Genomic DNA, 12,588 nt, shown 5'->3' with positions numbered 1-12,588 from the left:
GTTGACATAGAAGATCGGCGTGGTGATGTAGAACGCGGAGCCGTCGGACATGCTGACTATCCTACGGGCGCGCGAGGGGTGGGCCGGCGTTGTTACTTCGGTCGCTGCCGAGGGGCACGTCGTTGTCGCTTTCGAGGCTCGAAAGCGACAACGACGTGCCCCTCGATGTCGCTAGCTGCGGCGCGCGTCCAGCGCCGCCTGGTACAGGTCGCGGCGCGACAAGCCCGTGGCCTCCGCGACCTCGGCGGCGGCGTCCTTGAGGCGCTGGCCGTCGGCGACGAGGGCGAGCACCTGCTCGAGTGCCGCGGCCGGGTCGGCCACCCGGGCGGGCGCGCCCGCGACGACGACGACGATCTCGCCGCGCACACCCTCCGCCGCCCACTCCGCCAGCTCGGCGACCGGACCGCGGCGCACCTCCTCGTGCAGCTTCGTCAGTTCGCGGCAGACGACAGCGCGGCGGTCGCCGCCCAAGGCCGCCGCGAGACCGGCGAGCGAGGCTGCCAGCCGGTTCGGCGACTCGAAGAACACCATCGTGCGCTGCTCCCCAGCGAGCGCGCGCAGTGCGGTGAGCCGCTCCCCCTGCTTGCGCGGCAGGAAGCCCTCGAACGTGAACCGGTCGGTCGGCAGGCCGGAGACGGCGAGCGCGGTGAGCACGGCGCTCGGCCCCGGGACGACGGTCACGTCGACACCGGCGGCAGCCGCGGCCTCCACCAGCGGGAAGCCGGGATCGGAGACGGTCGGCATGCCGGCGTCGGAGAGCACCACGACATCCTGGTCGCGGGCCAGCTCCACGAGCTCGGCGGCGCGCTCCCGCTCGTTGTGCTCGTGGAGCGCGATGAGGCGCGGCCGGTTGTCGATGCCGAGCCCGGCGAGGAGTCGCTGCGTGACGCGGGTGTCTTCTGCGGCGACCACCGTCGCCGAGGTGAGCACCTCGACCAGACGGGCGGAGGCGTCGCCGAGATTTCCGATCGGTGTCGCGGCGAGGATGATCATAGGTCCAGTCTGTCAGGATGTCCTGGTGAGCTCCCCTTCCCCCCTTGCCGGCGACACCGCGTCGCCGGCAGCGCCCGCGGCGCACGTCGCGCCGGAGCGCACCGGCAGCAGGCTGGACGACTGGTGGGCGCGGGTCCTGCGCACCCCGCTTCGGCTGAAGCTCTGGTACTGGGGGGCGCCGCTCGGGGTCACTCTGCTGGCGGCGATCCTGCGGTTGTGGAACCTCGGCTCCCCGCACGTGCTTGTCTTCGACGAGACCTTCTACGTCAAGGACGCCTGGAGCCTGTTCCACCTGGGCTACGAGGGCAGCTGGCCCGACAAGGCCGACCAGTCCTTCGCCGCCGGGAACACCGACGTCTTCAACTCCTCGCCGTCCTTCGTCGCGCATCCCCCGCTCGGCAAGTGGATCATCGCGCTGGGCATGGCGGCGACGGGGGCGGGCAACTCGTTCGGTTGGCGCCTGTCGACCGCGATCGTGGGCATCCTGGCGGTGCTGGTGGTGTTCCTGATCGCCCGGATGCTCTTCAACTCGACGATCCTGGCGACCATCGCCGGGTTCCTGATGGCGATCGACGGGCACGCGATCGTGATGAGCCGCGTCGCGCTCCTCGATGACATCGTGATGTTCTTCGCGCTGCTCGCCTTCGGCTGCATCCTGCTCGATCGCCGCTGGCACGCGACCCGGCTGGCGGCCCGCGTGGCCGCCGAACGCTCGGCCGGCCGCGACCCCGCCTGGGGCCCGGTGATCTGGTGGCGGCCGTGGCTGATCTCGGCGGGCATCCTCACCGGGCTCTGTGCCGGCGTGAAGTGGAGCGGCTTCTACTTCCTCGCGTTCTTCGCCGTGTACACCGTGGTCGTCGACCTGGTGGCCCGCCGGCGCGCGGGGATCGCGTTCTACATCAGCAGCTCGATCCTCAAGCAGGCCCCGGCGACATTCGTGCTGATGGTGCCGATCGCGTTCCTCTCCTACCTCGCGACCTGGACCGGCTGGCTTGTGACCAGCGGCGGCTACTACCGCAACTGGGCCGAGTCGGTTCACGCGCAGTGGACGGGCGGCCTCTCGTGGGTGCCGCTCTGGTTCCAGAACCTCTGGCACTATCAGTCCGAGATGTACGGCTACAGCATCAACCTGCACGTCCCGCACCCGTACCAGGCGAACCCGCTGACCTGGCTGCTCATGATCCGGCCGACGAGCATGTACTACACCGGGAACGCGTACGGGCAGGCCGGTTGCACTGCGCCGGGAGGCTGCTCGGCGGCGATCACCTCGCTCGGCAACCCGATCATCTGGTGGGCCGCTGCGGCCGCCGTGCTCTACCTCGTTTACCGGCTCGCGCGCTACCGCGAATGGCAGATCGGCCTCATCCTCACCGGGCTCGCCGCCGGCTATCTGCCGTGGCTGCTCTACATCAACCGCACGATCTTCCAGTTCTACTCGATCGCCTTCGAGCCGTACCTCATCCTGGCGCTGACGGCCGTCATCGGCATCGTGCTCGGACGGCGCACCGACACCGAGCATCGCCGCAGACGCGGGATCGCCTGGACGACGGTGTTCCTCGCCGTGGTGACGGCGGTGAGCGTGTTCTTCTGGCCGCTGTGGACGGCGCAGCAGGTGCCGTTCTGGTACTGGCAGATCCACATGTGGCTGCCCAGCTGGGTCTGAACCCCTCCTCAGCCTCGGGCCGTTCCGGCTGTCGGCACCCGGTGGTAGACCGTGGGGTATGGATGCCGAAGAGCCGCTGAAACTCGTCCCCCTGCCCGGAAGCGAACGACCGGAGCGCGCCGGCTACCGGGCGCATGGCGCCCTCGCGCCGGAGGCGCCCGTCGAGGCGACGCTGATCCTGCGCCGCAGGGCACCGCTGCCGGACGACGCCTTCTCGTCGCCGCTGACCGCCCAGGAGCTCGGCGACCGCTACGGCGCGTCGCCGGACGACCTCCAGCTCGTGGTCTCCACACTCGCGCGGCTCGGCGTGACGATCGACGAGGAGAACGCGGCAGAGCGGCGCGTGCGCGTCTCCGGGCCCGCGGCGGTGCTCGCGCGCGTCTTCGGGACCGACCTCGCGGAGTCGCGCCCTGCCGACGCGGGAGCGGACGCCCCGAGCTACCGCCAGCGCTCGGGGGGACTCAGCATCCCGGCTGAGCTCGACGGGGTCGTCACCGCCGTCCTCGGACTGGACGACCGGCCGCAGGCGCGCGCGCAGTTCCGCGTCGCACACCCGGCAGCCGTGACGACGAGCTACACGCCGCCCCAGCTGGGGACGGTCTACGACTTCCCCGCGGGAACGGACGGCTCCGGCCAGACGATCGCGATCATCGAGCTCGGCGGCGGCTACGAACAGGCGGACCTCGACACCTACTTCGCCGGCCTCGGCATCCCCACACCGTCGGTCACCGCGGTGGGGGTCGACGGCGGAGCGAACGTCCCGGGCCAGGACCCGAACGGGGCCGACGGGGAGGTGATGCTCGACATCGAGGTCGCCGGCGCCCTGGCGCCCGGAGCGTCGATCGTCGTCTACTTCGCCCCCAACACCGACGCCGGCTTCCTCGACGCGGTCAGCACCGCGGCCCACGCGACGCCGACGCCCGCCGCCATCAGCATCAGCTGGGGCCAGTCGGAGGACCAGTGGACAGCACAAGCGCGCACCGCCTTCGACCAGGCGCTGCAGGACGCGGCGGCGCTCGGAGCGACCACCACGGTGGCCGCCGGTGACGACGGCAGCAGCGACCGGGTCGGCGACGGCAAGGCGCACGTGGACTTCCCCGCGTCGTCCCCGCACGCACTCGCCTGCGGGGGGACCCGGCTCGACGCCGACACGTCCACCGGCACGGTGCGCTCGGAGACCGTGTGGAACAACGGCGCCGGCAACGGTGCGACGGGAGGCGGGGTGAGTGCGGTGTTCGCCCTCCCGTCGTGGCAGGGCACCGTGGGAGTGCCGCTCGGGCCGGGAGGCACGGACGCCGGCGGGGCGGCCAACGGTCCGGGAGGCCGCGGGGTGCCCGACGTGTCGGCCGTGGCCGACCCGCAGACCGGCTACCGGGTGCGGGTGGACGGCACCGACCTGGTCATCGGCGGCACCAGCGCGGTGGCACCGCTCTGGGCGGCACTGATCGCGCGCCTGGCGCAGTCGAGGGGAAAGCGGTTCGGGCTGGTCCAGCCGGCGCTCTACGACTCCACGCGGGCCGGCCAGGTCGCCGCGGGCTTCCGCGACATCACGTCCGGCGACAACGGCGCCTACGCGGCCGGCGCGGGCTGGGACGCGTGCACCGGGCTCGGGGTGCCGGAGGGGGCGCGGCTGCTGGCGGCATTGTAGCGGGTGCAGGCGCCGCGGCGCTCGGCGGTCGGCGGCCGGGCGGTGCGCGTGCCGCCCGGCAGCGGGCTCAGTGCACCAGCTTGAGCCCGATGACGCAGGCGACGAGGCCGAGGATGAGGAGGAGCTTCAGGAGCGAGAAGCCGTCGCCTCCGAAGATCATGGCGTAGAGGACGGTGAGTGCGGCGCCGATCCCGACCCAGACGGCATAAGCGGTACCGGTCGAGATCTCACGCATCGCGTAGGCGAGCCCGGCCATGGAGGCGACGACCGCGACGCCGAAGACCATGCTCGGCCAGAGCCGGGTGAAGCCGGCGGACTTTCCGAGGGCGGTCGCCCAGACGGCTTCGAGCACGCCGGAGAGGATGAGGACGATCCAGGACACGAGGACGACTCCTTGGCCAGTCTTGTCGCGTTCCGGGTACTGATCCGTCGTCCGGGATCGCAGTCGCCGCGATCCCCTTCAGGCTACAACAGCGGCCTGGGCACGAGCAGTGCACGCGTACCGCGTACGCACCTCCGCGTGCCGCGCCCGCGTTCGCGCGAACGATGTCCGCGTATTACGACCGCGACCCCCGGTGCCCGCGGAGCCTCCGGTAGCGTGGCCGCATGGCTGATCGCGAATATGGTTTCCGGACGCGTGCGATCCACGCGGGCAACATCCCCGACCCCGTGACCGGTGCCCGCGCCCTCCCGATCTACCAGACCAGCGCTTTCGTGTTCGACGACACCGCGGACGCTGCAGCGCGGTTCGCGCTGCAGAAGTACGGCAACATCTATTCGCGTCTCGCGAACCCGACCGTCGCCTCCTTCGAAGAGCGCATCGCGAGCCTCGAAGGCGGCTTGGGGGCCGTCGCGACCGCGAGCGGGCTGAGCGCCCAGTACATCACCTTCGCGTCCCTCGCCGGGGCCGGCGACCACATCGTCGCGTCCGCGAACCTCTACGGCGGTTCGATTACGCAGCTCGACGTCACCCTGCGTCGTTTCGGCGTCGACACGACCTTCGTGCAGAGCTCGGATCCCGGGGACTACGCCGCGGCCATCAACGACCGCACGAAGCTCGTCTTCGCCGAGACGATCGCCAACCCGTCCGGCGAGATCGCCGACATCGAGGGCCTGGCCGCTGTCGCGCACGCCGCAGGGGTCCCGCTGATCATCGACTCGACCATCGCCACCCCGTACCTGAACCGTCCGATCGAGTGGGGAGCCGACATCGTCATCCACTCGGCGACCAAGTTCCTGGGCGGTCACGGCACGACCCTCGGCGGCGTCGTCGTGGAGAGCGGCCGCTTCGACTGGCACACGAGCAAGTTCCCGCTGTTCGGCGAGCCCGTCCCGTCATACGGCGGTCTGGAGTGGTCGGGCAACTTCGGCGAGTACGCGTTCCTCACCCGGCTGCGCGCCGAGCAGCTGCGCGACATCGGCCCCTCTCTCGCCCCGCACTCGGCGTTCCTGCTGGCGCAGGGCGTCGAGACGCTGCCCTACCGCATCCAGGCGCACGTGGACAACGCCCGCGCCGTCGCCGAGTGGCTCGACGCGGACCCGCGCATCGAGAGGGTCTTCTGGGCGGGACTGCCGGAGCACCCGCACCACGCCCGAGCGCAGAAGTACCTGCCTCAGGGCCCGGGCAGCGTGTTCTCGTTCGTCGTCGCCGGCGGCAGGGAGGTCGGCCAGCGCCTGATCGAGTCGCTGAACCTCGCGAGCCACCTGGCGAACATCGGCGACGCGAAGACGCTCGTCATCCACCCCGCCTCCACGACCCACGCGCAGCTGACCGAGCAGCAGCTCCTCGACGCCGGCGTGCTCCCCGGTGTCGTGCGTATCAGCGTCGGCATCGAAGACGTCGACGACATCATCTACGATCTGGACCAGGCGCTCACGGCAGCGTTGAAGGAGACGGCAGCATGACGACGACGGCTCAGCAGACGAAGGCCGGCGCGACCGCTTCGACCGCGCCCGCCGACACCGAACTCACCGACGTGCAGTTGGTGAACGGCCTCAGCTGCTCCGTTCCCGCGGACTCCCCCCTCGCGAAGCTGCTCAAGTCTCAGCGCACCTGGACCGGCCCTGACGCCAAGGAACGCCTCCGCATCCTGCGCAACGCGAAGTCCGTCGCGATCGTCGGCGCGTCGTCCAACCCGACGCGCTCCAGCTATTTCGTCGGAACGTATCTGCTGCAGTCCACCGACTTCCGGGTCTACTTCGTCAACCCGAACGCCGACACGATCCTGGGCCGGAAGGCCTACCCCGACCTGGCCTCCCTTCCCGAGGTGCCGGACATCGTCGACGTCTTCCGTCGCCCGGGCGACCTCCCTGGCGTGATCGACGAGGCGGCAGCGCTGGGCGTTCCGACCGTCTGGGTGCAACTCGGCATATGGAACCAGGAGGCCGCCGAATACGGAGAGTCCCTCGGCCTCACCGTGGTGATGGACCGCTGCATCAAGATCGAGCACGCCCGATTCCACGGCGGCCTGCACCTGCTCGGTTTCGACACCGGCCAGATCACGGCGCGCAAGACCATCCGCTGACACTCACCGCCGACTGACCCCAGACCAACTCAGCGAGTCACGACCACCTCAGCGAGCCCACAGCCACCTCAGCGAGCCACGACCACCTCACCGGGCATCGACCACCTCCACCCGCCGAATCCGGGCCGCCGGGAGCGCCTCGACGGCGCGTGCGAGCCGGCCGTCACTGGTGACGAGCGGAACGGTGAGCAACTCCGCGAGGGCGACGAAGGCCGCGTCGAATGCGCTCATACCCCCTCGGAGCTCCCAGACCCGGTGCTCCACGCTTTCGAACGGCCAGGACTCGATCGGCAGTTCCAGCAGCTCGGCGTAGGCCATGGACGCTTCGCCGTCGGTGAGCAGACCGCGCAGCTTCAGCTTTCGAAGGACGTTCGCGGCCTCGGCGAACATCAGATCGGGGGTGGCGAGGTCCCGACCCCGGAGCCGCTCCGCGACCGCATGCCCCCTCTCGGACGGGTCGATGAGCAGGTCGACCAGGGCGCTGGTGTCGACGACGACCGTCTCGGGCAATCCGTCGGCGATGCTGATCACTCACGACCTCGGGCGATGATGTCGAGAACGACCTCCCGATCGATCGGCGGATAGTGCTCTGCGCGTCGGCGGATGCCGTCGAGGACATCGTCGATGGTGCGTCTGCCGGCGAGACGGGTGAGTTCATGCACGAGGTACTCCTGAAGTGATCTGCCCGAACGGGCCGCACGCGCCGCGAGCTCGTCGCGGACCTCGTCGGGAACCGAACGGATCGTGATGGAAATGGGCATGCATGCAGTTTAGCAGCAGTGGTGGCATTGTGCAGGTCTCTTTCTTTAGCGAGGTGGATATCGTCGGTGGGTGCAGCCCATCAGGGCGTTCACCGTGTATCTATCGTTCCGGGGCCGACCGACTGCCGTGCGGCCTCCGCGAGATCGGTGGAGAACTCGCTCAGGCCAAGGGCTGGGGAGGAGAAGCCGGCGCCGCGCCCCGCCTCACGCCCGCGCCACGATGTGGAACACGTGCCAGTGCTTCGGCCCCTCGAACGACATCCCCCGACGGTCGTCCTCCACGAGACGGAGCACATCGAGCCCCGTGAGCATCGCCTCCACCCCGCCGCGATCGTGGAAGTTCATGCCCGGTCGCCCGAACCACTCGTCATGAGGGCCGAACAACTCCCCCGCGAACAGCCCACCCGGCTCGATCGCGTCGCGGATGTCCGCCCACAGATAGGGGAAGCGCGTCGGATCGCAGAACGGGAGCGCGAACCCCGCGTAGACCAGGTCGGCCCTCGGCAGCTCGCCCAGCGCCTCGAAGGTCGCGCAGCGGGTCTCCACGCGCGACGACGCCTCCTGGTCGAGCCCGGCCCTGACCCGGTCGTCGACTCCGGGATCGGAGTCGATCGCCAGCACCTGCCACCCGCGCTCGGCGAGCTCGCGCGTCTCGACGCCGTCGCCGCAACCGAGGTCGATCGCGAGACCCGGTTCGGCGTTCCAGCCTTCGAGAGCGGCTTCGAACGTGGGGCGTACCCCGCGTCCGCCTTGCTTCTCGTAGAACTGCGACCAGTCGAACGCCATGGGCTGAGCCTACGCGCGGTGCCGCGCCGGACGCGCCGCCCTGGCTAAGATCGGCGAGTGGATTCCGCACCCGCCCGCCTCCGTGTCGCCGTGCTCGGCCCGGTGCTCGTCGAGGACCGCACGGGCGCACTCGCCGAGCCATCGGGCACGCGCGGCAAGAGCCTCGTGGTCGCGCTGGTGCTGGCGCGCGGCTCCGCCTCGGTGGCCGCGCTGGTCGAAGACCTCTGGGACGACGCACCACCACGACAGGAGCGCGCCGCCCTGCAGACCCTGGTCTCCCGGGTGCGGACGAGCAGCGCCGACGGCCTCCTGGAGTCGACGCCGGCCGGGTACGCGCTCGCGGTGGCGGCCGACGGCACCGACCTCGGGCTCGCGCGCATCCTCCTCGAGCGGGCTCGCGGCGCGCGTGAGGCGGGCGACTCCGCGTCCGCCGTGAGCGCGGCGAGCGCCGGGCTCGCTCTGTGGAGGGGCGAACCGGGGGTGGAGCTCAGCGGAACCCGGCTGGCTGACGCGCTCGCCGACACCGCGCGCGAACTGCGCTTCGAGCTGCTCGCCGTGCGTGCGGAAGCCGCGCGCGACACGGGCGACACGGCGACGGCCCTGACCGACCTCCAGCAGTTGCTGGCCGAGCGCCCCTACGACGAGTCCCTGCACGCCGAGCGGATGCGCGTGCTCGCCGACGCGGGCCGGCGCAGCGACGCCCTGCTCGCCTTCGCCGACCTCAAGGAGGCCCTGCTCGACCGGCTCGGCACCCGCCCCGGTCCTGAGCTGGTCGCACTCAATGCCCGCCTCCTCGCCGAGGAGGACGAGCGCGAGCCGATCGCGCCGCGCCGCGTCCGCATCGGGCTGCGCACGGCACCGAACGCGCTCGTCGGTCGGGAGTACGATCTCGACGCCGTCGAAGACCTGGTGGCCACTTCGCGCCTGACGACGATCCTGGGAGCGGGCGGGCTCGGCAAGACGCGCCTCGCCAACGAGGTCGGCCAGCGCGCCATCCACACCCCCGCCGTCATCGTGGTCGAGTTGGCGAGCGTGCGGACCGGCGACGACGTCGAGCTGGCCTTCGCCTCCACCCTCGGGATCCGCGAGGCGCGGGCGACGAGGCTCGCGGACCCCGGCGCGCAGCTCGATCTGCGCTCGCGCATCCTCGGCCTGCTCTCGGAGCGCGAGACGCTCCTCATCGTCGACAACTGCGAGCACATCGTGGACGCCGCTGCCGCCTATATCGAGGACATCCTCTCGTCGACGCCGACCGTGCGGGTGCTGGCCACCAGCAGGGCGCCGCTCGCGATCGGCGCCGAGCGCGTCTACGCACTCGGCCCGCTGCCCGCGGAGGACGACGGCCCGGCGGTCGTGCTGTTCTGCGAGCGGGCACGGGCGGCGCGTCCCGGAGTCGTGCTGCCTCCGGAAGCCGTGGCCCGGCTCTGCGCGCGTCTCGACGGCCTCCCCCTCGCCATCGAGCTCGCTGCTGCACGGACCCGCTCGCTGTCGGTGGAGGAGATCGAGCGCCGGCTGGGCAACCGATTCGCGCTCCTGACCGGAGGCGAGCGCACCGCACCGGAACGCCACCGTACCTTGTTCGCGGTCATCGACTGGAGCTGGAACCTGCTCGGTACTTCGGAGCAGTCGCTGATGCGACGGCTCTCTGTCTTTCCCGACGGCTTCAGTTCCGAGGCGGCGGAGGCGGTCGCGGGTGGCGGCGGCGCGTCGGTGCTCGACGATCTCGATGCGCTCGTCGCGCAGTCGCTCGTCACCGTTTCGGAGGATGCCGAGACCGGCATCCTCCGCTATCGCATGCTGGAGACGGTGCGCGAGTTCGGCGATCTCGAACTGACCTCCGCCGGTGAGACCGATGACGTCCGCGCCGGCGTGGACGCCTGGGCCGTAGCCTTCGCGCGCGGTGCGCTCACCCGCATGCACGGCCCGGAGCAGGTGCCGACCTTCGCCAGGGTGACCGCCGAGCAGGACAACCTCGTCGCCGTGCTGCGCTCGGCCATCGACGGCAGGCGGCAGGCGACCGCCGCTTCCGTGTTCGCGGTGCTGGCCTACTACTGGTCGCTGCGGAGCACCCACACCGAGGTCCTCGGTTTCGGCCCTGCGGTGATGGAGGTGCTGGCTGGTTGGGAGCCCGAGAGCGACGACCGCGAGGCCGCAGCCGCGTGCTACGCGCTCGTCGGCGGCACCTTCCTCTATGCGGGGCTGCGCACAGCGGTCCGCGCGATCTCCCGGCTGCGCAGGCTGCGCCGCGACCGGCCGTTCCAGGATCCGCGGCTCGATGCGATCGCGGAACTCGTGCTCTCGGCCGGCCACGTCGAGCCCGGGATGCGGCTGCTGGCGGAGTTCCGCCGCTCCGACGATCCGGAGCTGGCGGCGATGGGCGGCCTGCTCACCGCCCAGTTGCAGGAGAACGCGGGCGAGCTCGACGAGGCGCTGAACATCGCCTCCCACGCGCATGCCAAGGCGCTGGAGGCCGAAGACGCCTGGTCGATCGCGTCGGCGGCCCAGACGCTCGCCCAGCTGCACAGCCAGCTCGCGCATCCCCGCGAGGCGCTCGACTGGGCCGAGCGCGCCCGCTCGGGGCTCGCGCTGTTGCAGGCCACCGGCGACCTCCGCCAGCTCGATTGGCTGATCGCCGTCAACTCGATCTCGGCCGGCGACATCGCCCGGGGCAAAGAGCTGCTCGAGAGCTATCTGTACGAGGAGGTCGACCGCACCGGGTTCGACTATGTCGACTACTACGGCATCGGCTTCGCCGGCATGGCCGAGATCGCGCTGGCGGAGGGCGACTTCGCCGAGGGCGTCCGGCTCTACGACGAGGCGATCGGCGCCTACCTCGACGACAGCACCGGCGAGCGCGACGCGATCGCCAACCCCTGGCTGACGATCCTGGGTGCCGCCCTGGTCGCCGCCCGGCTCCGGGCGCAGGAGGCCGACCCCGACCTCCTGGACCGCGGCGACACCGCTGCGGCGGCGTGGCGGCTGCGCACGCGTGTGCTGGTCAGCGGGCGCCTGAACCCGCCGTATCTCGACAAGCCGGTCGTCGGCACCGGACTGCTCGGTTTCGCCATCTGGATGCTCGACGCCGAGGTCGGGGCCGCTCACGGAGAGGCGTGGGTCGACAGGGGGTTGGAGCTGTTCGCGCTGGCGGCACGGTCCAACTCCCGACAGGACATCGAGAGCCTGAGACGAGGCCCGCTCGCAGCACGGGTGCGCCGATCGTGGGGCGAGGGGCGGCTGGCGGAGGCGGAGGCGACGGCCTCCGGGCTGACGCGCGACGCGGCGGCCGTGCGCGGGCTGCAGGTGCTGGCGGACGTCAGGCCACCTTCTGGGGAGTGAGGGGCGGGGTACCGACGCGAGCGGGTCGTCTACGCTGGCCCGATGGGATTCCTCGCCCTGCTCGGCCGGGTCAACGCCGCGCACCCGTGGTCGCACAACGATGCGTTCGCGGGTTTCGTGCTCCGGCACGCACGCGCGGTGCGCCGCCGCGGTGGCGACACCGCGCTCGACGTCGGCTGCGGCACCGGCACTCTGCTGAGGCGTCTCTCCGGCGTGTTCCCCGCCGTGGTCGGGATCGAGCCCGACATCGCCGCCGCGGCGGTCGCCGCCGAGCGATGCCGCACGCTCCCGGTCCGCGTCGAGAACAGGGGATTCGGTCCGGAGCGACCGGCCGCCTACGATCTCATCGTCTTCGTCGCCTCCCTGCATCACCTGCCGCTGAAGGACGCCCTCGAGGAGGCGCGCGCGGCCATGCGTCCGGGCGGCAGGATCGTCGTCGTCGGTCTGGCGAGGGAGACACCGGCCGACGCGCTGCGCTCCGGGGTATCGCTCGTGCTGAACCCGCTCGTCGGCCTGGTGCGTCACCCCGCCCCCGCGACGCGACCGTCGAAGCAGGTACACGCGCCGACCGCCGATCCGACCGAGACGTTCGAGGAGGTTCGTGCCGTCGCGCGCAGCGTGCTGCCCGGCATCCGGATGCGTCGGCGACTGTTCTGGAGGTACACGGCGTGGTGGACGGCACCGCTCGACCTGCCGTCGTCGCCGGACTCTCAGAGCCACAGTCGCGCACGTTCCGCCGCGGAGCGCGCGGCTGAGGCATAGTCCAGACGTTCCTGCAGTTCGCGAGCGCGCGTCGCCCGCGACGGCATCCGTTGCGGCCGACGAAGCAGGACGGCCGGAACCATCCTGCGCCACACGCTCACGGGCAGTGACGTG

At 71.3% G+C, this 12,588-nt stretch carries 11 protein-coding genes and 1 riboswitch; of the genes, 6 read left to right on the top strand and 5 right to left on the bottom strand.

Annotated elements, in window-relative coordinates; all coding sequences use genetic code 11:
* Positions 1-171 precede the first annotated feature (171 nt).
* Positions 172-993 (bottom strand): 16S rRNA (cytidine(1402)-2'-O)-methyltransferase, encoded by an 822-nt coding sequence (gene rsmI / locus JNB50_RS14100; protein WP_208040793.1) that lies wholly within the window; start codon positions 991-993, stop codon positions 172-174.
* Positions 994-1,018: 25 nt separating this feature from the next.
* On the opposite strand from rsmI, the gene JNB50_RS14095 reads away from it, so the two are divergent.
* Together JNB50_RS14095 and JNB50_RS14090 are read left to right on the top strand one after the other, a co-directional pair.
* Positions 1,019-2,656, top strand: coding sequence for a phospholipid carrier-dependent glycosyltransferase (locus JNB50_RS14095; protein WP_307794725.1), 1,638 nt, complete (start codon positions 1,019-1,021; stop codon positions 2,654-2,656).
* Between the two features lie 58 nt (positions 2,657-2,714).
* Positions 2,715-4,304, top strand: coding sequence for a protease pro-enzyme activation domain-containing protein (locus JNB50_RS14090; RefSeq protein ID WP_208040791.1), 1,590 nt, complete (start codon positions 2,715-2,717; stop codon positions 4,302-4,304).
* Positions 4,305-4,371: 67 nt separating this feature from the next.
* Here the strand turns inward: JNB50_RS14090 and JNB50_RS14085 are convergent, their stop codons facing one another.
* Complete coding sequence (locus JNB50_RS14085; protein WP_208040790.1) at positions 4,372-4,686, bottom strand: multidrug efflux SMR transporter; 315 nt, start codon at positions 4,684-4,686, stop codon at positions 4,372-4,374.
* 11 nt (positions 4,687-4,697) lie between these two features.
* A riboswitch (guanidine-III (ykkC-III) riboswitch) is annotated at positions 4,698-4,763 on the bottom strand.
* A gap of 147 nt (positions 4,764-4,910) precedes the next feature.
* Here JNB50_RS14085 and JNB50_RS14080 point away from each other — a divergent pair.
* Both JNB50_RS14080 and JNB50_RS14075 read left to right on the top strand, forming a co-directional pair.
* Positions 4,911-6,209: an O-acetylhomoserine aminocarboxypropyltransferase/cysteine synthase family protein gene (locus tag JNB50_RS14080; RefSeq protein WP_208040789.1), complete on the top strand. Its 1,299-nt coding sequence runs from the start codon at positions 4,911-4,913 to the stop codon at positions 6,207-6,209.
* 128 nt (positions 6,210-6,337) lie between these two features.
* Positions 6,338-6,829 (top strand): CoA-binding protein, encoded by a 492-nt coding sequence (locus tag JNB50_RS14075; protein ID WP_243768488.1) that lies wholly within the window; start codon positions 6,338-6,340, stop codon positions 6,827-6,829.
* A gap of 87 nt (positions 6,830-6,916) precedes the next feature.
* Here JNB50_RS14075 and JNB50_RS14070 read toward each other — a convergent pair whose 3' ends face one another.
* The 3 genes from JNB50_RS14070 to JNB50_RS14060 form a co-directional block, all read right to left on the bottom strand.
* On the bottom strand, positions 6,917-7,360 hold the full coding sequence (locus JNB50_RS14070) for a type II toxin-antitoxin system VapC family toxin (protein WP_208040787.1): 444 nt from the start codon (positions 7,358-7,360) through the stop codon (positions 6,917-6,919).
* Positions 7,357-7,590: a hypothetical protein gene (locus tag JNB50_RS14065; protein ID WP_208040786.1), complete on the bottom strand. Its 234-nt coding sequence runs from the start codon at positions 7,588-7,590 to the stop codon at positions 7,357-7,359. Before JNB50_RS14065 ends, JNB50_RS14070 begins: the two co-directional genes overlap by 4 nt.
* A 204-nt stretch (positions 7,591-7,794) precedes the next feature.
* Complete coding sequence (locus JNB50_RS14060) at positions 7,795-8,376, bottom strand: trans-aconitate 2-methyltransferase (protein ID WP_208040785.1); 582 nt, start codon at positions 8,374-8,376, stop codon at positions 7,795-7,797.
* Between the two features lie 57 nt (positions 8,377-8,433).
* Here JNB50_RS14060 and JNB50_RS14055 point away from each other — a divergent pair, with 57 nt between their 5' ends.
* Positions 8,434-11,712 (top strand): BTAD domain-containing putative transcriptional regulator, encoded by a 3,279-nt coding sequence (locus JNB50_RS14055; RefSeq protein WP_208040784.1) that lies wholly within the window; start codon positions 8,434-8,436, stop codon positions 11,710-11,712.
* A 42-nt stretch (positions 11,713-11,754) separates the two neighbouring features.
* Entirely contained in the window at positions 11,755-12,474 is a 720-nt protein-coding gene (locus tag JNB50_RS14050) for a bifunctional 2-polyprenyl-6-hydroxyphenol methylase/3-demethylubiquinol 3-O-methyltransferase UbiG (RefSeq protein ID WP_208040783.1), read from the top strand.
* The last annotated feature ends 114 nt before the right edge of the window (positions 12,475-12,588 follow it).

It is taken from the genome of Leifsonia sp. TF02-11 (assembly GCF_017565305.1).
Taxonomy (GTDB): domain Bacteria; phylum Actinomycetota; class Actinomycetes; order Actinomycetales; family Microbacteriaceae; genus Leifsonia.
Note: the sequence above shows the minus strand (reverse complement) of the source record. Positions and strands in the feature narration are given on the sequence as shown.